The organism is Marinobacterium sp. xm-d-564 (assembly GCF_013283345.1).
Taxonomy (GTDB): Bacteria; Pseudomonadota; Gammaproteobacteria; order Pseudomonadales; family Balneatricaceae; genus Marinobacterium_E.
In genome coordinates this window covers 1-19870 of record NZ_WBYO01000012.1, presented here as the reverse complement: position 1 = coordinate 19870, position 19870 = coordinate 1, and the positions used below count along the sequence as shown (strand labels likewise).

19 protein-coding genes are annotated in these 19870 nt (G+C 49.0%); 10 read left to right on the top strand and 9 right to left on the bottom strand.

Annotated elements, in window-relative coordinates; all coding sequences use genetic code 11:
- Nucleotides 1-6: 6 nt before the first annotated feature.
- From XMD564_RS10670 to XMD564_RS10635, 8 genes are all read right to left on the bottom strand, one after another.
- Nucleotides 7-273 (bottom strand): hypothetical protein, encoded by a 267-nt coding sequence (locus tag XMD564_RS10670; protein ID WP_173481997.1) that lies wholly within the window; start codon nt 271-273, stop codon nt 7-9.
- A 3-nt stretch (nt 274-276) separates the two neighbouring features.
- Nucleotides 277-1278 (bottom strand): nucleoid-associated protein, encoded by a 1002-nt coding sequence (locus XMD564_RS10665; RefSeq protein ID WP_173508311.1) that lies wholly within the window; start codon nt 1276-1278, stop codon nt 277-279.
- 9 nt (nt 1279-1287) lie between these two features.
- On the bottom strand, nt 1288-2340 hold the full coding sequence (locus tag XMD564_RS10660) for a DUF3549 family protein (protein ID WP_173508310.1): 1053 nt from the start codon (nt 2338-2340) through the stop codon (nt 1288-1290).
- Between the two features lie 49 nt (nt 2341-2389).
- Nucleotides 2390-4372 (bottom strand): monovalent cation:proton antiporter family protein, encoded by a 1983-nt coding sequence (locus XMD564_RS10655; protein WP_173495626.1) that lies wholly within the window; start codon nt 4370-4372, stop codon nt 2390-2392.
- Nucleotides 4365-4694 (bottom strand): YqcC family protein, encoded by a 330-nt coding sequence (locus tag XMD564_RS10650; RefSeq protein WP_173506362.1) that lies wholly within the window; start codon nt 4692-4694, stop codon nt 4365-4367. The genes XMD564_RS10655 and XMD564_RS10650 overlap by 8 nt, the downstream gene beginning before the upstream one ends.
- Complete coding sequence (locus XMD564_RS10645; RefSeq protein WP_173484701.1) at nt 4687-5628, bottom strand: LysR family transcriptional regulator; 942 nt, start codon at nt 5626-5628, stop codon at nt 4687-4689. Before XMD564_RS10645 ends, XMD564_RS10650 begins: the two co-directional genes overlap by 8 nt.
- 78 nt (nt 5629-5706) lie before the next feature.
- Nucleotides 5707-6615: an ornithine carbamoyltransferase gene (gene argF, locus XMD564_RS10640; RefSeq protein ID WP_173483232.1), complete on the bottom strand. Its 909-nt coding sequence runs from the start codon at nt 6613-6615 to the stop codon at nt 5707-5709.
- Between the two features lie 60 nt (nt 6616-6675).
- The gene (locus XMD564_RS10635; RefSeq protein ID WP_217363555.1) at nt 6676-7857 is read right to left on the bottom strand and encodes an aspartate aminotransferase family protein; all 1182 of its coding nucleotides are present in this window, start codon (nt 7855-7857) and stop codon (nt 6676-6678) included.
- Nucleotides 7858-8026: 169 nt separating this feature from the next.
- Here XMD564_RS10635 and grxD point away from each other — a divergent pair, with 169 nt between their 5' ends.
- Complete coding sequence (gene grxD / locus XMD564_RS10630) at nt 8027-8368, top strand: Grx4 family monothiol glutaredoxin (protein ID WP_173483231.1); 342 nt, start codon at nt 8027-8029, stop codon at nt 8366-8368.
- Nucleotides 8369-8384: 16 nt separating this feature from the next.
- Here the strand turns inward: grxD and rnt are convergent, their stop codons facing one another.
- Nucleotides 8385-9020 carry a ribonuclease T gene (rnt, locus tag XMD564_RS10625; RefSeq protein ID WP_173483279.1) on the bottom strand — a complete coding sequence of 212 codons (636 nt, stop codon included), beginning with the start codon at nt 9018-9020 and terminating at the stop codon, nt 8385-8387.
- A 231-nt stretch (nt 9021-9251) separates the two neighbouring features.
- Between rnt and XMD564_RS10620 the strand changes: the two genes are divergently transcribed.
- From XMD564_RS10620 to XMD564_RS10580, 9 genes are all read left to right on the top strand, one after another.
- Complete coding sequence (locus XMD564_RS10620; RefSeq protein WP_173483230.1) at nt 9252-10472, top strand: argininosuccinate synthase; 1221 nt, start codon at nt 9252-9254, stop codon at nt 10470-10472.
- Between the two features lie 203 nt (nt 10473-10675).
- On the top strand, nt 10676-11716 hold the full coding sequence (locus tag XMD564_RS10615) for a hydroxymethylglutaryl-CoA reductase (protein ID WP_173483229.1): 1041 nt from the start codon (nt 10676-10678) through the stop codon (nt 11714-11716).
- The gene (gene fni, locus XMD564_RS10610; protein ID WP_173483228.1) at nt 11713-12738 is read left to right on the top strand and encodes a type 2 isopentenyl-diphosphate Delta-isomerase; all 1026 of its coding nucleotides are present in this window, start codon (nt 11713-11715) and stop codon (nt 12736-12738) included. The genes XMD564_RS10615 and fni overlap by 4 nt, the downstream gene beginning before the upstream one ends.
- A 15-nt stretch (nt 12739-12753) precedes the next feature.
- Nucleotides 12754-13920 carry a hydroxymethylglutaryl-CoA synthase gene (locus XMD564_RS10605; protein WP_173483227.1) on the top strand — a complete coding sequence of 389 codons (1167 nt, stop codon included), beginning with the start codon at nt 12754-12756 and terminating at the stop codon, nt 13918-13920.
- 2 nt (nt 13921-13922) lie between these two features.
- Nucleotides 13923-14930: a mevalonate kinase gene (locus XMD564_RS10600; protein WP_173484698.1), complete on the top strand. Its 1008-nt coding sequence runs from the start codon at nt 13923-13925 to the stop codon at nt 14928-14930.
- Complete coding sequence (gene mvk / locus XMD564_RS10595) at nt 14927-15850, top strand: mevalonate kinase (RefSeq protein WP_173489081.1); 924 nt, start codon at nt 14927-14929, stop codon at nt 15848-15850. Before XMD564_RS10600 ends, mvk begins: the two co-directional genes overlap by 4 nt.
- A complete protein-coding gene (mvaD, locus tag XMD564_RS10590; protein WP_371731727.1) occupies nt 15847-16842 on the top strand; it encodes a diphosphomevalonate decarboxylase in 996 nt (331 codons plus the stop codon). Before mvk ends, mvaD begins: the two co-directional genes overlap by 4 nt.
- Nucleotides 16835-19171, top strand: coding sequence for a DNA polymerase II (locus XMD564_RS10585; RefSeq protein WP_371740272.1), 2337 nt, complete (start codon nt 16835-16837; stop codon nt 19169-19171). The genes mvaD and XMD564_RS10585 overlap by 8 nt, the downstream gene beginning before the upstream one ends.
- Before the next feature lie 11 nt (nt 19172-19182).
- The gene (locus tag XMD564_RS10580; protein ID WP_173483224.1) at nt 19183-19695 is read left to right on the top strand and encodes a retropepsin-like aspartic protease; all 513 of its coding nucleotides are present in this window, start codon (nt 19183-19185) and stop codon (nt 19693-19695) included.
- Nucleotides 19696-19870: the final 175 nt, after the last annotated feature.

The window sequence follows — 19870 nt, the reverse complement described above, 5'->3', positions numbered from 1 at the left end:
AGAGAACTATTTTCTTCCAAGAAAGCGTTTAAGGTGCTTCGACATTTTCGAGGCATTTTGATCGCTGATCAGTTGGTCAAACAGTTTACTCCACCCCAGAATCGATACTGAAAAGAGAAAGCCCAATTTCACATCATCAAACACAATCGCGACCAGCGTCATGGTGATCATTGTGGCAATGACCGAAACGATAAATACTTCTAATTGGCGTGGTCTAAAAAACTTCCAATAGATGAAGAAAGCGACCCCCGCGATGATGATGAAAAAGTGCATCGGTTACTCCTTAGTCTCTGGCTCGAGTTGCTCTTTGAGCTGCTTGATCAGGTTCGCAGGTAGATCCTTTACTGTCAAAGTTTCACTGTTTGGATCGAAAGAGATCGATTTTCCGAGCGATTCATTGCTGAAGCTGATCGATACCTCACGCGTTCTGCCGGTGTAGCGAACGTATTTTTTCAGACTGGCGCGATCGGGAATGAACTGCTCTTTAAGTTCTGGGGCTTCAGAGGCGATGTATTGATCAAACCCAACCTCTTGGTCACTTTCAACAGAGGCAGTTAGGTCACGATAACTTACGGACTCACCCGCTTTGGATTGTTCTATACAGAACTCGGCGACCTCTTTCTGATAACGTTTACCAGACTCTTCCGGCATATTGGCACTGTAGTCACGAACCACCTCCATGAAGCGTTCTGTGTCAGCTTGGGTATCTACAGTATCGAAGAAGCCAATAAACTCAGCCAAAGCTCGAGTGGCAGAGCGGTCACCAAAACCGAAGCCTAGGGTAAGGTAGCGACTGGCGCTAGGGTCAAACAGGCGCTTTAGATCGATGCAGCAACAGAGCCCCATTTTTGAAAACTCAAGCTGTTCTGATTCAATCAACTCATTGCTCTCATCAAAACACCATCCGTCGGTCTGTTTTAATTGAGCTATCCAGAGTTCGTGCAGGTCGGTTTCATCTTGCTCGATGAATGCCCAGTATCCATCCGTCTCTAAATCCTCACTCTCGAACATCACGGCTAACAGCTCGACGACTTTGGAGCTGAATTGAGTCAGGTCCAGACCCTTCTCTTGCCAGTTCAGCAGGAGTCCTTTGAAGCTCGTTGCCTCATCCGCAAAACGGCCATAACGCTTGGTGGCCCTGCGGGTGAAGACCTGATCGATTTCGTTCAGCAGTTTTCGGGCATTCAGTTCTGACCCAATAGGTTGCTCTTTTAGGTGAAATGACTGATCACCAGTTTGACGAGTTAATCGGTGAGCGATAGCGCGAACACTGTTCATTGCAAGAGCCTATTGTGGTTGGCGAAAGTGTGGGCCGAACATTTGATCGGTTGCCTGTTTCAGTGCATCGGACACCGAGGATGAGCGAAGCGCTTGAACCATCAAGACTCGATGCACCGGCAGGTACATCAAGTCTGCTAGGATACGACTGAAGGCGTTCTGCCCGGCATCACACTTAGCTAGAGCCTCTAAAAACAGAGTTAGAAGTGTTGGCTCAAGCAGCGCATTTTCACAACGGGTAGCGATCGCAGCGAGCAGCTCAGCACTCTGTGCTGCTCTGCTATTGAGAACAGCTTCAATCGCCTGATGCGTATGGCTTTCTGTTTTAGCACTAGAGAGCGCACGGATAAGAAGCGAGATAAGCACAGGGTCTCTGTTTTCGCTTAATGCCTCTGTTAGCTGATGCAACAGCTTTTCGGATAGGTCGCTGCTAGGCTTTGCGTGTTCAAGCAACCCAAGAACTTGTGCGTGTAAGCCTTCTGGAAGCTGATTCAGTGCGCTCACAAGAGTTGCTTCGTTACCGGACTGTTCAAGTCTTACAACAAAATCAGCCAAGCCTTGAAGTGACAAGTTCTCCCAGCCAGTATCAAGGTTGGGTTGGCTGATAAATTGCTGCACAGGCTCGTAATAGGCTGATGCTGCTTGTTGGTTATCCAGTGCTGCTTTGGCATGAAATAGTGCCATCTTTTCATCGCTTGGTTTAAACGCAAAAGGATTCTCTTTGAGGCTGTCTTCTGTTGGAACACCGTCGATACTGGATTGAACGTTTTGCAGTAGGCGATTGACGATATCATCACGCACAGCGCTGAGCAGAAACCCTTGCTCATCAAGCGGTAACTTCAAAAACCAGACGGCATTCTCATCAGCAGACTTAGGATTCCAAAGTAGCAGCGCAATCCAAGCGTGCTGCAGGTAGGGAGTAGGGTAAGGGGTGGCCTGAGTCTCGATGCGTTCAAACTCGTCAGCACTGAATGCCCTGATACGACGGCCGAGATCGTAGATACGCATCGCGGTTCCGGCCTGTTTGAATAGTGCGGTTAAAGTTACCTGTTGATCGCTCATCGCTGACTCCATTTTCTAAGCGCGCGATTTTACCATGTCGGCGAGCGAATCACAGGTTGCCGAGCAGAATCCTCTCTTCTGCTTGTTCAATCTCCCTAGGCGATCCGTTCAGAATCAAAGTGTCACCCTCATTAAGCAGCAGAGTTCCCGATGGGTTATCGATCTCCTCACCCTGTTGAATCAGTGAGCTGATCTCCAACTCTAGGTCGAGGGCGTCTAGGGTTTTGCCACAAGCATAGGCGTTTTCAGAGAGAGTAACCGCGTGCTTTTGAATCACTCGGCTTGGGTCTAAATCCGCTTTCAGGGATTGTCCGCCGTGCACGAAACCATGCAATATTCGGTAACGTTGTGATCTTACGGTACGAATGCGCTCCTTGATGATATCTGCGGGAACATCCAGCAGTGTGAGGACGTGAGAGACCAACATTAGGCTGCCTTCAAGGGCCTCAGGTACCACCTCTGCTGCGCCGTATATCTGAAACTGCTCTAAGTGATAATCATCCTGGGTTCTAACGAGTACTGGGATATCACCGAATTCGCGCTTGATCTGTTTTAACGTCTCAAGGCTCGACTTGGGGTTAGGCAGCGTCAGAATAATAAGGCGAGCCTTCGCAGCTCCTAAGCCTCGCATAATATCGACACGTTTGGCATCGCCGTAATAGGCAGGCTCACCGGCTGAAGAGGCCTCTTTAATGCGAATCGGGTCCGGATCGATGGCTACGTATTGAATCCCCATCTGCTTCAGAAAACGAGCCACAATCTGTCCAACACGACCATAGCCACAAATGATGACATGGTCGGCGAGTTCGTGATGTTGGCTGGCGGCATCAGCATGTTGGTGCTCTGGCACAGACTCAGTGCTGTTTTCGGTTGGGAAAAAGCGCTCTGCGATCCAATCGGCTTTATTTAATAGACTAGGTGTAATGACCATCGAAATGATAATGGTGGAGACTAAGACAGCGTTTAGGTCACTGTCGATCACGTGATAGGTCAGAGCAACCGCGAGTAGGGCAAAGCCAAACTCACCGCCTTGAGCTAGACTGATGCCTGCTTTCAGGGAGGTGTTTGCGTTATTACCGAATAGACGACCTAGCAGCAAAATGACGAGGGTTTTCGCCGTGACCAGCATCAGAGTCGTTAGAATAACCCAGTGGATGTTTTCAACCAGCGCAGACAGATCAAGCTGCATACCCACAGTGACGAAGAAGAGGCCAAGCAGCACATCTCTAAATGGGCGTATGTCATTCTCAAGTTGATGCTTAAAGTGACTCTCGCCCAACATCATGCCCGCTAAGAAGCCACCTAAAGCCATTGATAGGCCCGCTGCGTGAGTAATCCAAGCTGCCGTCATAGCAGTGACCAGTGCAACTAGGACAAAGAGCTCATCCGAGCGTTCACGGGCAATCTCATTAAACAGTGCGGGAAGAATTTTGTGCCCAAGAATAAGAAGTAAAAGTAGCAATCCAGCGCCTTGCAGTAGTGGCCAGATGATTGATTCGCTAGCTTCAGCGGTGCTGGTTCCTAGCGCAGGAACTAAGATCAGAAAGACGACCGCGGCAATATCTTGAAATAGCAGAATCCCGAAGGATAGCTGCCCATGCGGTTGTCCTAGCTGCTGGAGTCGAATGAGCTCTTTGGTCACGATGGCTGTAGAAGATAAGGCTAACGCACCGGCTAGAACGATGGAGGGTGCCAACTCCATCCCCATTAGTAGCGATAAGCCGATGAAAATAGCGGAGGTAGTAATGACTTGGGCTGAACCTAAGCCAAGAACGGTTTTGCGCATGGCAATCATTTTTGGCAATGAGAACTCAAGACCCAACATGAACAGAAGGAATACAACGCCAAGCTCTGAAAGAAGCGCCATCTGGTCGGGGTGTGCAACTTGAAGCGCAAACGGGCCAATCAGGGCACCCATAGCTAGGTAGGCCAAAATGGCTGGCAGTTTTAAACGTCTGAACAGGGTGGTGGCAACAACGGCACCAATGAAAATAAGCAGTATCTGTTCAAATAGACCGTAGCTTTCAGCCATTAGTATCCCCGCTGAGTGCTCTATCGAGTTGTTGAATCTGAGCGATTAATTGGGCGTTCTCTGTACGACTCTTCAGTGCCTCTTCGGCATAGGGGTGGATGGCACTGGAGTCAGGCAGAGGAATTTTAGTTTTTAAAAGGGCTTCAAGCCTAGGGATTAAAATCCACTGCAACCACTGAGTAAACTCAAGCGTGTCGATGCAAAAGGGTTGCTGACTACTTAAAGCTTCCTGGGGCGGTGGCGATGCTTCCCAGAGTGATAAGCGCACCATCTCTTTTCTGATCGCTTCAATCGAGAGTGTAACGGCTTGAGCTTTACTCATCGTTGTTTTCGAACTTGGTGATCGCGGCTTTAATGCCGTTGAGTCGTTTAAAGCTGATCTCTTGCGCGGTGCTTAGGAAGTCCAGCATGAAGTCTGACTCTTTCTGCTCTTCGCGGATAGCCGCATAGAGTGTGCACCACAAACCCTCTTCACCTAAAGACTTGGCATCGATGAACTGCTTTTCAAGATACTCGTGCAGTGCCCAGTTTGGCAGCGCAGCCACGCCTCGACCACTAGCAACCAGCTGCACCATCATAACGGTTAACTCCGCCGTGCGAATTTCTTGAGGTTCGATACCTGCTGGGTCTAAAAATCGTGTGAACAGATCCAAACGGTTTTGATCGACGGGGTAGGTGATCAAGGTCTCTTCCGATAGATCCGACGGCTCAATCTGCTTTTTAGCATTGAGTCGATGTTGGCGGCTTAGGGCGAGCATCGATTCGTAACTGAACAGTGGAACGTAGTGAATGCCGTTTCTTGGCTCTGGATCCGATGTGATGACAAGATCAATATCACCACGAGCCAGTGCTGGCAGTGGCTGGAATGTAAAACCGGTTGAGAGATCCATCTCAACTTCAGGCCAATTCTTGCGGAATGAGTCGATGGTTGGCATGAGCCAATCAAAACAGCTATGACACTCAATACAGATATTCAAACGACCAACTTCACCACCCGCTAAGCGAGCAATATCACGCTCGGCTGTTCGGATCATCGGTAGAATGTCATCTGCCAACGATAGTATGCGTTGACCAGCAGAGGTGAAACTAATCGGTTTGGTTTTGCGGATGAACAGCGAGCAGTTTAGGCGCTCTTCGAGATCTTTGATTTGGTGTGAAAGGGCCGATTGGGTTAAGTGAACCCGCTCTGCAGCTTCGACAAGGCTACCGGCATCTCTTAATGCCACAAGAGTTTTAAGATGTCGAAGATCGATCATGGCTGACTCCAGCTAATTGCATTGAGGCCAGTATAGACCATATCAAGTAAGCAGCCCATGGACTGCTTACTCAAAGGGTTAAATGCCTACTAGAAGGAACTCCAGAAGTGCTTTTTGGGCGTGTAGGCGGTTTTCAGCTTCTTGAAATGCAACGCAACGTGGGTCGTCCATCATTTCGTCGCTGACCTCTTCACCGCGGTGAGCCGGCAGGCAGTGCATGAATAGAGCATCCGGTTTAGCGAGATCCATCAATGCTGTATTGACTTGGAATCCATCAAAACGCTTCAGACGAAGAGCCTCTTCCTCCTCCTGTCCCATTGATGCCCAAACATCGGTTACAACCAGGTCGCTATCTTTAACGGCTTCTTTAGGATCATGAGTAATTGTTACACGACCAGGGTTTGCGGCGAGTAGCTCTGCATCTGGCTCAAAACCTTTAGGACAAGCGACGTTTAAATGGAAATCAAACTGGCGAGCCGCATTGATGTAGCTACTGCACATGTTATTGCCATCACCAACCCATGCCACGGTCTTACCTTTAATAGAACCTCGGATCTCTTGATAGGTTTGCATGTCGGCAAGTAGCTGACAGGGGTGGAACTCATCGGTCAGCGCGTTAATGACCGGCACCTTGGAGTTGGCTGCAAAGGTTTCAACTAATTCGTGGCTGAAGGTGCGAATCATCACTACATCAACCATGCTAGAGATGACTCGAGCGCTGTCTTCAATCGGTTCACCGCGTCCCAGCTGGGTGTCGCGAGGGGATAGGAACATCGCATGACCACCAAACTGTGCCATGCCTGCTTCGAAGGAGACACGTGTTCGTGTAGACGACTTTTCAAAGATCATCGCCATAACGCGATTCTTGAGTGGCTCGTAGATCTCTCCCGCATTGCGCATGCGTTTGAGTTCAATCGCACGATTGATCAGTTTGTTAAGCTCTTCAGGCGTTAGGTCTAGAAGAGTTAGAAAGTGTCTTGTTCCCATAAAAATTAAAACGTCAGCCAAATGCATGGCTGACGATATCCTAAATAAAGTTAGTTTTGATTACTTTGCAAGTAGCTGATGAACTAGCTCAGATACAGTCTCTATCAGTTGCTCTGCTTCAGACTCAGAGATGATTAGAGGTGGTAGCAATCGAATAACCTTACCTCCTCCATTCACATTGAGCAATAGCTGATTGTCAGAGGCAAGTTTAGCTAAGCCAGCAATGTCAGTATTGAACTGACAACCGATCATCAACCCTTTGCCTCGTACCTCAACAAATTCTTCAAGGTCGGCAAAGCGAGAGGCCAAGCCATCACGAATCTGTTGGCCACGAGCCATCGCATTGGCCATCAGTTCTTCATTTTGGATGGTGTTGTAAACGGCAAGCGCCGCCGCACATACCAATGGATTACCACCGTAGGTTGAGCCGTGGTTACCAGGACCGAATACATGGTTGCCATGTTTTGCAACCAAGCAGGCACCAATAGGAACCCCGTTGCCTAGACCTTTTGCTGTGGTCAATACGTCAGGCTGTACACCTTCATGTTGGAATGCAAAGTATTTGCCAGTCCGGCCATTGCCTGTTTGGACCTCATCAAGCATGAGCAGCCACTCATTCTCATCACAAATCTCACGCAGTGCTTTTAGGTAGCCGTCGGTAGGGACGTGCACGCCACCTTCACCCTGAACGGGCTCTACAAGAATTGCTACAATGCTCCGGTTGTTTGATGCGACCTTCTTAATCGCTTCAACATCATCGTATGGCACGCGCACGAAGCCACTCAGAAGTGGTTCGAACCCGGCTTGAATGGCACGATTTCCAGTGGCTGACAGCGTTGCCATGGTGCGGCCATGAAAACTCTGCTCCATCACAATGATAGACGGGTTAGTGATGCCGCGGTCGTTACCGTATTTACGAGCAATCTTGATTGCAGCCTCATTCGATTCCGCACCGGAGTTACAGAAGTAGACCGCTTCCATATTGGTCTCTGTACATAACTTTTCACCCAGCTGCTGTTGCAGAGAGATCTCGTACAGGTTGGAAGTGTGAATCAGTTTAGCGGCTTGTTCGCTGAGTGCTTGAGTGACGGCAGGGTGAGCGTGACCAAGACCGGTAACTGCGATGCCAGAGAGTGCATCCAGATAGCGTCGCCCTTCAGTGTCGTACAACCAAACGCCTTCACCGTGGGTGAAAGCAACAGGTAACCGAGCGTAGGTGGGCATTACAGGGGTCATGGTCATTGAAAGTGTTCTCCATAAAACGCAAAAAGACAGCCGTGGCTGTCGCTGGAGACTAATATTATTTTGTGCTTACAAAATAAGCAATCTTAGAGTGGTTATAACCGAGTTTTTTACTCAGATTTACTGTATAGTGCGCCCATTCGTTCAATGAGATTTAAGAGGTGAGTTAATGAGCACTTTAGAGACAATTAAAGAACAGATCGAAAGCAATGCCATTCTTCTTTACATGAAAGGCACACCTCGCTTTCCTCAGTGTGGTTTTTCATCACGTGCATCTGAAGCGTTGATGTCGTGTAACGAACGTTTTGCTTTCGTAAACATCCTTGAGAACCCTGACATTCGTGCAGAACTACCAAAGTACGCTAACTGGCCGACCTTCCCTCAGTTGTGGGTTAATGGTGAGCTAGTCGGCGGGTGTGACATTATCTGTGATATGGCAGCGAGCGGTGAACTACAGACATTGGTCTCTGAAGCGGCTAAATCTGAAGAGGGTGACAACGCTGAGGGTTAATCCCCGCTGACGCTTGTTAGTCCAGCTCGCTCTCTTCTCTGAGGGCGAGCATCATGTCCCATCCCCCCATCTCTTTCCACTGATTGACAATCATGCAAAATAGCTCGGCCGTTTTCTCTGTGTCGTAGAGAGCGGAGTGCGCCTGTTTGTTGTCGAAGCTAATTCCGGCGAGATCGCACGCCTTAGCGAGGACCGTATGGCCATACGCTAGACCCGCCAGTGTGGCGGTATCAAAAGTGGAGAATGGGTGGAATGGATTGCGCTTGATGTCACAACGATCAGCTGCATTGCATACAAAGCTATGATCAAAGTGGGCGTTATGTCCAACCAAAATGGCTCGTTTGCAGTCATGCGCTTTAACCGCTTTGCGGATAGGCTTGAAGATCTTCTCCATCGCCATGAGTTCTGGCTCGGCCTCACGATCCGGCGACCAAGGGTCGATGCCGGTGAAATCCAACGCCGATTGTTCTAGGTTTGCCCCTTCGAAAGGCTCTACGTGCGCCTCAATTGACTGATCTACGATCAGGTAGCCCTCTTCATCCATGGTCAGAGTGACCGCTGCAATCTCTAAGAGAGCATCGGTTTGAGCATTGAATCCAGCCGTTTCGACATCAACAACAACGGGAAGATAACCACGGAAACGGTCTGCCATTGGGTGACGCTGTTTCGAATTTGGCACAGTAGATCCTTACTCTTCGATGGGGTTTTATGGAGTTTAACAAATCCAAAGGATAAGGGCAGAGTTAAAACTCAGATCTACTGATATTTATTTAAATGTTCGCTATAATTTCCCCCCATAAATTTTAGCGCTGTCTGATTCATGAGTTCAGTGCGCCGTATTAACCTCTACCCAGATCGGGTGAGCATGGAGTTGGAGTCGTCAATGTCCGACATTAAAAAAGTCGTTTTAGCTTATTCTGGTGGTTTGGATACCTCTGTAATCGTTCGTTGGTTACAAGATGAGTACAATGCCGAAGTTGTAACCTTTACTGCTGACATCGGTCAGGGTGAAGAGGTTGAGCCAGCGCGAGCTAAAGCTGAAGCCTTGGGCGTCAAGGAGATCTACATCGAAGATCTTCGTGAAGAGTTTGTTCGTGACTACGTATTCCCAATGTTCCGTGCGAACACTATTTACGAAGGTGAATACCTACTGGGTACTTCAATCGCTCGTCCACTCATCGCTAAGCGTCTGGTTGAGATCGCTAACGAGACTGGTGCTGATGCGATTTCACACGGTGCGACCGGTAAAGGTAACGATCAGGTACGTTTCGAATTGGGTGCCTACGCACTGAAACCGGGCGTGCACGTCATTGCACCTTGGCGTGAATGGGATCTTAACTCGCGTGAGAAGTTGATGGCTTACTGTGAAACTCACAACATCCCAGTCGATTTCTCTAACAAAAAGAAAAAATCACCTTACTCTATGGATGCGAACCTGCTTCACATCTCATACGAAGGCGGCATTCTTGAAGATCCTTGGGCAGAAGCTGAAGCCGATATGTGGCGTTGGTCTGTCTCTCCAGAGGAGGCTCCAGATCAGCCAACTTACCTTGAATTGACCTACCGTCAGGGTGACATCGTTGCGATCAACGGTGAAGAGATGTCTCCAGCTACCGTATTGACTTACCTTAACAAGGTGGGTGGTGAAAACGGTATCGGTCGTCTTGATATCGTAGAGAACCGTTTCGTAGGTATGAAGTCACGTGGCTGTTACGAAACACCGGGTGGAACCATCATGCTGCCTGCACACCGTGCGATTGAATCGATTACTCTAGATCGTGAAACGGCTCACCTAAAAGATGAGTTGATGCCACGTTACGCTAAAGTCATCTACAACGGCTTCTGGTGGTCAGAAGAGCGTAAGATGCTTCAAACGATGATCGACGAGAGTCAGAAGTACGTGAACGGTGAAGTTCGTGTGAAGCTGTACAAAGGTAACGTGACGGTTGTTGGTCGTCGCTCTGAAGAGAGTCTGTTCGACGAGAGCATTGCAACCTTTGAAGATGACGCAGGCTCTTACGATCAGAAAGACGCAGCTGGCTTCATTAAGTTGAATGCACTTCGTATGCGTATCGCTGCTAGCAAAGGTCGTAAGTTCGACTAATCGTCAACTAGTCTAGTTTGCTAAATCGAAGCCCGAATCATCGTTAAGATGACTCGGGTTTTTTGTTTTTTCAGTGATCTCAGTTGCTCTGTTATGAGTTCAATCAATTGCATCAGGTAGATGTGATCGATAAAATTGCTCTTAGTTAGTTTTTGAACCTAAAGGGTTGTTGCTACAACCCTTTTTTATTGGATTTTCAGCGGATGAAAACACACAAAATTCTTCAAGCTCCGATCCCAATGCGCTGGGTCGGTCCGATGAAACTGTCAGGTCATCTGATTGAAGAGAAGTTGAGTGTTCCTCTAGCCACTTACGAAACCCCTCTGTGGCCATCCGTTGGTCGTGGTGCACGCATCTCTACTCTCTGTGAAGAGGGGATTAAAGTCAGTGTGATTGATGAGCGTATGACCCGCTCGATTTTGCTTGAAGCGGAAGATGCCTATGCAGCGCACCAAGCGATCCAGTCTCTAAAAGCTCGAATGGATGACCTCAATGAGGTAGTGGCAAAATCGAGTCGTTTCGCCAAGTTAATTGATCTGAATTCTCAGGTGGTTGGTAACCTTATCTACCTACGCCTAGAGTTTACGACGGGCGATGCTTCTGGTCACAATATGGTGACCAATGCTGCTGATCATCTGATCCCTTGGATTTTGACAGAGTATCCACACCTTCAGTACAGCTCTATATCCGGTAACTATTGCTCCGATAAAAAGGCGACCGCCGTTAATGGCATTCTTGGTCGTGGTAAGTATGTGGTTTGTGAAATCCTGATTCCACGGGATATCGTTGAGCGCCGCCTTCACTCTACGCCAGAGAAAATTGTTGATCTGAACATCAAGAAAAACCTGATCGGAACAATGATTGCCGGCGGTTTACGCAGTGCTAATGCGCACTACGCTAATATGCTGCTCGCCTTTTACTTGGCGACAGGTCAGGATGCGGCCAACATCATTGAGGGATCACAAGGTGTGGTTCACGCTGAGGTTCGCAACGGCGATTTATACTTCAGCTGTACGCTACCCAACCTAATCGTCGGCAGTGTCGGTAACGGCAAAGGGATCGACTTTGTAGAAGAGAACCTAGAACGCCTTGGCTGTCGAGATGATCGTGAGCCGGGTGCTAATGCACGTCGATTGGCGGCTATCTGTGGTGCTACGGTTCTGTGTGGTGAGCTGTCGCTGATTGCTGCGCAGACTAACCCAGGTGAGCTGATGCAGTCGCACCTGCAAATGGAACGCAAATGAGTCAGCTGACCAACGATCGAAAAATTGAGCACATCAATGCGATTCTGCAGGATGCAGAGACCGATCGTGATGCGCGCTACTTCGATCGTATCAAGTTAACGCACAGGGCGTTGCCAGAGCTCGATTTCGAAAAGATCGATCCGTCCATTGAATTGTTGGGTAAATCGCTAAGCTTCCCGATGCTTATTTCATCGATGACGGGTGGTGATCATGAGTTGATCCGAACCATTAACCGTAATCTTGCAGAAGCAGCCGAGCGTTGTGGTGTGGCGATGGCGGTGGGTTCGCAGCGAGTGATGTTCAGTGATGAGTCGGCTAAGAGTAGTTTTGATCTTCGATCGGTTGCTCCCAATGCGTTATTGATTGGCAATGTTGGTGCTGTGCAGCTCAACTATGGTTTTTCACTGGAGCAGTGTCAGGCTGCGGTTGACCTGCTTAAGGCTGATGCTCTCTACCTTCACTTAAACCCTTTGCAGGAGGCTATTCAGCCAGAGGGTGATCGTAATTTCGCGAATCTGACGGATCAGATCCAACAGGTTGTCGAGGGTTTGTCCGTTCCAGTCTGGTTGAAAGAGGTGGGTTCTGGCCTGTCGGCCGCCGATGTGGAGCTTGGTTACCGAGCAGGTGTTCGCTATTTCGATGTGGCAGGCAGTGGTGGAACCTCTTGGAGTCGAATCGAACATCATCGTCGTGATCAGGATGATCTTGGGCTGTTATTTCAAGATTGGGGATTACCAACTCCAGTGGCGTTAGATCAATGTCAGCCTTGGCAGGATAAGAGTACGTTGATTGCCAGTGGTGGTCTACGCAATGGGATTGATCTAGCTAAGTCTGTTATACTCGGCGCCTCGCTGGGGGGATTTGCAGCGCCTCTACTGCAACCGGCAATGCAATCCGCTGAAGCGGTTGTCGACGTAATTGAACGTATCAAACGTGAATATGTAACGGCACTGTTTCTTTTAGGTGTGCCCAGTACGACAGCGCTTAAGGGTCAGCGAGCGCTTATCATCGAACAGTTTTAAGGATTTGATCAAAGTATGTCCGTAGGTATCGACGAAATCAGCTTTTATACATCGAGCTACTACCTCGATTTGCGCACGCTGGCTGAACGTCAAGGCACTGATCCTAACAAGTATTACGATGGTATTGGTCAAGAGAAGATGGCGATGGCGGCGCATGATGAGGATATCGTCACGCTTGCTGCGAACGCTGCACTTCCCATTGTTGAGCGCATTGGAACCGATGCTATCTCAACGATTCTGTTTGCGACTGAAACCGGTATTGATCAATCCAAAGCGGCGGGAGTCTATGTACATCGTCTGTTGGGATTGAACAGTCGTTGCCGCGTCGTTGAGCTCAAACACGCTTGTTACAGTGCAACAGCGGCCGTTCAAATGGCCTGTGCACTGGTTGCTCGTAACCCAAGTAAACAGGTGCTTGTGATCGCCTCCGATGTGGCCCGTTACGATCTGGACTCTCCAGGTGAAGCCACCCAGGGTTGTGGTGCGGTTGCAATGCTGATTAAAGCAAATCCAAGAGTTCTAGAGATTGAACCAGAATCGGGTACTCATACTGAAGATGTGATGGATTTTTGGCGTCCCAACTACCGAACAACGGCGCTGGTTGATGGCAAATACTCGACCAAAATTTACCTAACATCGTTAAAACGTAGCTGGGAAAACTTCTGTGAAGAGAGTTCAGTTCGCTACGGTGATATCGACTATTTCTGTTACCACCTGCCGTTCGGCAAGATGGCACAGAAAGCTCACTCACAGTTAGCTCGTGTCAATAAGACGGGTCAAACTCCGGAAGAGCTTGCTGCTCAGATTGAACCAACACTCATCTACAACCGTTTGATCGGTAACTGTTACACAGCGTCAATGTATATTGGGCTCTGCTCCCTTCTTGAGCAACTCAACGAAGATTTAACCGATAAACGCATCGGGCTGTTCAGTTATGGATCGGGTTCAGTCAGTGAGTTCTTTACCGCTAAGGTGGTGTCTGGCTACCAATCGGCGTTGAATACAGGCCGCCACGCTGAACTGTTAAAGGATCGGACTGAGTTGAGCTACGAAGAGTATCTCACCCTTTACCGTTACCCAGATCCACGTGATGGTGGGCAACATGTGATTGAGCCCGATACACAGGGTCGCTTCCGTTTGGCGGCGATTAGCGATCACAAACGTGAGTACGTAGAACGCTAGTCATGTCGGTTGCGAGTGCTCCCGGAAAGATCATTTTAAGTGGTGAGCACTCTGTTGTGTACGGTGCCCCAGCTCTCGCATTCTCGGTAAAACAGCGTTTAACCGTTAACTTCACTCCCGATCTACTGCCGCGTCTTAGCTGGTTTGCTCCAGACAGAGCACATGAGATGGCGCTGGAGAAGTTGTCCACTCTTCGTCACAAATTGGACGCAGCGTTTGATGGCTACCTTCGAGGTGAGCGCTCCATCAGCGAGATCTTCTCTCGACCGGCAGAGTTGATTTTCTACACCGTTGATGTGGCTCGCATACTAGGTAACCTTGAACGCATTCCACGCGGCAAATTTGATATTCAATCGGATATTCCTGTTGGTGCGGGCATGGGCTCATCTGCCGCTCTGCTTGCGGCGCTTTTGAAACTCTTCTCCAAACACGAAGATTTGCCAACCTTGATTGAGCAAGTGCGACACTGTGAACGGTTACAACACGGTCGTGGCAGTTTGATTGATGCGGCTACAGTTACTATGGGTGGTTTGGTCAAAGTCGAGCAAGATCAAGCGAGTCGATTAGGGGAATTACCGGAAATATTTAATCAGGATTGGTATTGGATATTCACTGGAACTCCCGCTACAAGTACCGGTGTCTGTGTCGAGCGTGTCCGCGCCCAGTTTGAGCAGTCGGATATATGGAGCGAGTTTGCTGCGGTGACGAACCGCATCGAAACGGCTCAAACCGATCTCGATCAGCTCTTCTCTGCGATTCAAGATAACCACCGCCTATTAAACCGTATCGGGGTGGTGCCCGCCCGAGTCACCGCATTGATTGAGCAGATCGAGAGGTTAGGCGGTGCGGCTAAAATCGCAGGTGCTGGTGCGGTGTCGGGTGATACCGGTGGGCTTGTGCTGGCGTATCTGCCCAATCAAACACCGGATGCTTTGAAGTTACCGACTTTGATGCGCTGGGGGCGAGTTGAGTCGGATGGTTTGGGTGTCACTCTCGGAGACGATGTATGATCTGTTATTCGGCACCCGGTAACCTGATGTTAATGGGCGAGCATGCCATCTTGCATGGCCAACCTGCTATTGCACTGGCCGTTGGTAACAGGCTGTCTGTCTCTTTGATCCCGCGAGTGGATGAGGTCGTCACTATCGAGTCGGAACTGGGTCGTTATCAGAGCGCTTTGAGTGAGTTAACAGACGATTCAACGTTTAGCTTTATGGTCGCTGCAATTCAGCTGTGTCAGTCGAAGTTAAAACAGGGGTTTGATTTAAAAGTCTCCAGCCAGTTTTCTGACCAAGTTGGTTTGGGTTCATCTGCCGCAGTCACGGCTTCAACCCTTGCTTGTCTGTTAAACTTCTGTGGTGAGCCGGTTACCAATGATCAGGTATTCAAGCTGGCTCTAGAGGCTGTTCACAGGGTTCAATTTGGTCGTGGTTCCGGCACTGATTTGGCCGCTTCAATATGGGGTGGTTTGATCGCCTATGAAATGAACGGTGCCAAGGTTCGTCCACTGAAAGGCACTCCTGACATTGATCTCTTTTATGTCGGTTACAAGATGAAAACGCCTGATGTGATTGCCTTGGTTAATCAGCGAGCTGAGGCCGATCCCGCTATATACGCCTCGATCTATCAATTGATGGGGCAGGTGACTCGCGCAGCAGAAGAGGCGATAGAGTCACAAGAGTGGATCCGAGTAGGGCAATTGATGGATCAATACTCAGGCCTAATGGATGCGCTAGGCGTGTGTGATGCTAATTTGGCAGACCTGCAATTTAGAATGCGTCAGCAGTCTGGTGTTCTGGGTGCTAAGATTTCAGGGTCTGGTTTGGGTGACTCTGTTATCTCGTTAGGTTTGACCAATCCTTCAGAGATCCCTTATCAACATCTGCCCGTCTCGATACACAGTGAAGGTCTGAAACAGGAGTCAATGTGATTACTAAGCAAGAAGTGCTGACTAAAGTGCTACCCGAGTTGGGGGCTGTTTCTGCATCATCGGAACACTTTGCTCCGAGTAACATCGCTCTGTGTAAGTACTGGGGCAAGCGTGATGCTGAGCTTAATTTGCCGATCAACCCATCCCTCTCTGTCTCATTGAATGATTTGGGTTCTAGAACTCGAGTGACGCCAATTGATCAGCCGATTGATGAGGTTTGGTTAAACGGCCAACAGATGCACCAGGATTCACAGTTTGCAGGTCGCGTTAGTCAGTTCATCGATCTCTTTCGTGGTAGCAAGTCCCTCGCTTTCAGAGTGGAGACTCGAAATAACATTCCTACTGCAGCAGGTCTTGCTTCCTCAGCCTCCGGCTTTGCTGCACTGACGTTGGCGCTGAACGATGCACTATCACTGCAGCTTTCCAATGAAGCGCTATCAATGATTGCTCGTATGGGAAGTGGCAGTGCCTGTCGATCCATCTTTAATGGATTTGTAGAGTGGCATATGGGGCATCGCGAAGATGGTTTGGACAGTCATGCTCATCCAATTGATGCGACCTGGGATGATCTTCGAATCGGTCTGGTCAAAGTGGATATCGGCGAGAAGTCCGTTGATAGCCGATCTGGGATGCAGCGCACCAAAGAGACCTCTCACCTTTATAACAGTTGGCCTGCACAAGCGAATGCCGATCTGTCGAAACTGCATCAGGCGATCTCAGATAAAGACTTTACCCTGTTGGGTTCTACTGCGGAGCATAACGCCATGTCGATGCATGCCACCTTTGCTTCGAGCTGGCCTCCGCTAGTCTATTGGCAGCCAGAGTCGTTAGAGGCGATGCACAAGGTATGGCACCTTCGTGAGCAGGGGTTGGAGGTCTATTTCACCATGGATGCAGGCCCTAACTTGAAGCTTCTTTTCCAGAAAGAGTCTTTAACTGACCTATTGACTCACTTCCCTGAACTGGAGGTAGTCACCCCTTTCGGTGTCTAGCGCGGTTATGCCAACCACTGGCTTCCCTCTCACCCGAACCCAGCGCGATGGCCCGCAGGGCATTGAATACACCTTCTGGTTGACTGGGGTGGAGGGTGCTCATGCGGTTACTGTCTCGAATGCAGAGGCGGTCTGTTTTGTGTTTGCCACTGATCAAGCTGCTATTGAGTCCTGTCTGAAAGATATATCGGGTTGGACGCTGCGTCATTTAGAACTGAAATCCCTCTCCTTAAAACCTGTCATGGGTCTCTACTGCCAAAGCCTAAAAGTTTACTGGGAAGTGTTAAAGCGACTCGAGGCGGTGCAGATTGCTCTCATGGAAGAGGATATCAGGCCGGTTGATCGCTATTTGATGGAACGGTTTATTCGCACCGGGGCTGTTCAGGTAGAAAGTGTTAAAGGGCTAGAGTTGCGCCCCTGTGACTTTACACCTGATTTAAAGCTTCTCTCATTAGATATTGAAACCACGTTAAATGCTAATCAGTTGCTCTCGATTGGCTTGCAGCAGGGCGATCAGAGTCTCGTGCTGTTTAATGGTGAGGCGCCCGATCTGACCTGGTGTGAAGGCTGCTCGGATGAGCGAGCTCTGCTTCAGCGTTTTGTCGAGATAGTGGCAGAGTGGGATCCTGATTTGATCGTCGGCTGGAATTTGATTGGCTTTGATTTGCGCGTGCTCGCTCGGCGAGCTAAGGCCAATCGTGTAGGGCTCAAGCTTGGACGCGATAGCAGTGAAATGCAGGTCGATGTTGGTCAAAATGGTCGTTGGTTCAGTCGTATTGCTGGTCGTGTTGCCATCGACGGCATTGAGACTTTAAAAGGGGCCACCTGGCAATTTGATAGTTTCAGCCTGGAGAGTGTCGCTCAGTCACTCTTGGGGCGTGGTAAAGCGATTGATAACCCCTATGATCGTGGCGAGAAGATTCAGCAGCTCTTTAGAGAGGATAAACAAGCATTAGCAACCTATAACATTGAAGATTGTCGATTGGTGTTAGAGATCTTCAAAAAAGCTGAGTTGCTTGAGTATTTGATCGAACGCACTCGTCTTACAGGTTTGGCCTTGGACAAAGTGGGTGGTTCCCAAGCGGCATTCGATAATCTCTATCTGCCTAAGCTGCATCGCGCAGGCTATGTTGCACCTCCTTATGCCTCTGGTCGCAGTGACCTCTCTGTGCCTGGTGGGTTTGTCATGGAGTCTAAACCCGGTCTCTATCGTGATGTGTTAGTGTTCGATTTTAAGAGCCTCTATCCCAGTATCATTCGTACCTTCTCAGTGGACCCTTTAGCACTCGCTCTGGCGGGTGAGGCCTCAGAGGCGTCATTAGTACCGGGCTTTTTTGGTGCGCAGTTCAACTCTGATGTGGCGATTCTTCCCGCGATCATCAAAGAGCTTTGGTTAGCCCGAGATCGAGCTAAGGCGCAAGGTAACTCTGCGTTGTCACAAGCGATCAAAATACAGATGAATGCCTGCTACGGGGTATTAGGGTCCAATGTGTGTCGCTTCTATGATCAGAACCTATCGGGAGCAATTACATTGAGGGGCCATGAGCTCCTGCAAAAAACCGCACAATGGTTTGAATCTGAACAGGGTCATCAGGTGATTTATGGTGATACCGATTCAGTCTTTGTCTGGTTGGGCGATGATTGCCAACAGAGTGATATAGCGCAGTACGGCACTGAACTGGCTAATCAAGCCAACCACTGGCTACGAGATCACCTTAAACAGCAATACGGTGTAGAGAGTGCTCTTGAGCTGCAATATGAGAGTCATTTCAAACGCTTTTTGATGCCAACCATGCGCCACTCTGAGAAGGGCACTAAGAAACGCTATGCGGGTCTTAAGAGATCGGGTGGTGAAGATCAATTGCTCTTTAAAGGGTTGGAGACGGTTCGGTCCGATTGGACACCTTTGGCGAAAAGATTCCAGACAGAGTTGTTGTCCAGAATATTCAATGACGAGTCTTGGCGTGACCTAGTCGTCGAAACCACTGAGCAACTACTCAGCGGCAACGCGGATCACCTATTGACCTATCGTCGTCGACTAAGACGACCTCTAGATGCCTATCAGGCCAGTAATCCACCGCATGTGAAAGCGGCCAAAAAAATGCAATCATACCTAGAGAAGCAGGGGTTAAACCTGCGTCTAGGGCGAGGGGACCCTATTGAGTACGTCATAACAGTTAACGGTCCAGAACCAACCATCTGTCGTAGTTCAATCATTGATTATCAACACTATGTCTCTAAACAGTTAGAGCCGGTCGCTGACACAGTATTACCCTTTCTTGGTGCCAGCTTTAATGATCTGATAGATAAACAGAGAGCGCTTTTCTAGAGAGGTTTTGTGTGAATAAGGTTCCGAGTACACAGCGAAAAATGGCCCGTTTTTCTGCGCATATGACCTGGATTCTTATTCTGGTGATGCTTACCTATGGCTTTAACGCCTATCTTGAACAGCGCGACAATCCCAATTCACAACTATCTTTGGCGAACGGCACCGATCAGGTTCGCCTTATTGCCGATCAAAAAGGGCAGTATCGAGCACCAGGTACCATCAATGGTTACCCCGTCTCTTTTGTGGTTGATACCGGTGCGACCTATGTGTCACTTTCTGATGCCCTGGCCAATGAGCTCTCGTTACCCCGTCAGGGCAAAAGCTTTGCGATAACCGCTAATGGACGAGTACCCGTTGATTTAACTCAGTTAGAGGAGGTTAGCTTAGGGGGGCTCTCCATGGGTAACGTACCTGCAATGATTGTGCCTGAGCTAGATAGTCAGATTGTTCTGTTAGGGATGAGTTTTCTAAAACACCTAGACCTTGTTCAAAGCGACGGAAAGCTGGAGCTTCGTGTTCCGTAAGTGGTAATGCTTTTTTGGCTGGTTTCGGTTCATGTCTGACGTCGGCTCACGACCCAAAGCTGACATTAACGCCTTGCTAGGTGGCCTGAAAAGTAGCTATAACTGCCCCTCTTAGCCAGGTATAGCAGACGCAGTACACTTGAGTAACTTATTAGATGCACTGGATTAATGTGCG

Bases quoted from the DNA above. Each gene is read 5' to 3' on its own strand.
- XMD564_RS10670 (WP_173481997.1), bottom strand. From the start codon at position 273: ATGCACTTTTTCATCATCATCGCGGGGGTCGCTTTCTTCATCTATTGG.
- XMD564_RS10635 (WP_217363555.1), bottom strand. From the start codon at position 7,857: ATGACCATGACCCCTGTAATGCCCACCTACGCTCGGTTACCTGTTGCT.
- XMD564_RS10650 (WP_173506362.1), bottom strand. From the start codon at position 4,694: ATGAGTAAAGCTCAAGCCGTTACACTCTCGATTGAAGCGATCAGAAAA.
- XMD564_RS10620 (WP_173483230.1), top strand. From the start codon at position 9,252: ATGTCCGACATTAAAAAAGTCGTTTTAGCTTATTCTGGTGGTTTGGAT.
- XMD564_RS10605 (WP_173483227.1), top strand. From the start codon at position 12,754: ATGTCCGTAGGTATCGACGAAATCAGCTTTTATACATCGAGCTACTAC.
- rnt (WP_173483279.1), bottom strand. From the start codon at position 9,020: ATGGCAGACCGTTTCCGTGGTTATCTTCCCGTTGTTGTTGATGTCGAA.
- mvk (WP_173489081.1), top strand. From the start codon at position 14,927: ATGATCTGTTATTCGGCACCCGGTAACCTGATGTTAATGGGCGAGCAT.
- XMD564_RS10645 (WP_173484701.1), bottom strand. From the start codon at position 5,628: ATGATCGATCTTCGACATCTTAAAACTCTTGTGGCATTAAGAGATGCC.
- XMD564_RS10600 (WP_173484698.1), top strand. From the start codon at position 13,923: ATGTCGGTTGCGAGTGCTCCCGGAAAGATCATTTTAAGTGGTGAGCAC.
- XMD564_RS10655 (WP_173495626.1), bottom strand. From the start codon at position 4,372: ATGGCTGAAAGCTACGGTCTATTTGAACAGATACTGCTTATTTTCATT.
- XMD564_RS10615 (WP_173483229.1), top strand. From the start codon at position 10,676: ATGAAAACACACAAAATTCTTCAAGCTCCGATCCCAATGCGCTGGGTC.
- grxD (WP_173483231.1), top strand. From the start codon at position 8,027: ATGAGCACTTTAGAGACAATTAAAGAACAGATCGAAAGCAATGCCATT.
- XMD564_RS10665 (WP_173508311.1), bottom strand. From the start codon at position 1,278: ATGAACAGTGTTCGCGCTATCGCTCACCGATTAACTCGTCAAACTGGT.
- XMD564_RS10660 (WP_173508310.1), bottom strand. From the start codon at position 2,340: ATGAGCGATCAACAGGTAACTTTAACCGCACTATTCAAACAGGCCGGA.
- fni (WP_173483228.1), top strand. From the start codon at position 11,713: ATGAGTCAGCTGACCAACGATCGAAAAATTGAGCACATCAATGCGATT.
- argF (WP_173483232.1), bottom strand. From the start codon at position 6,615: ATGGGAACAAGACACTTTCTAACTCTTCTAGACCTAACGCCTGAAGAG.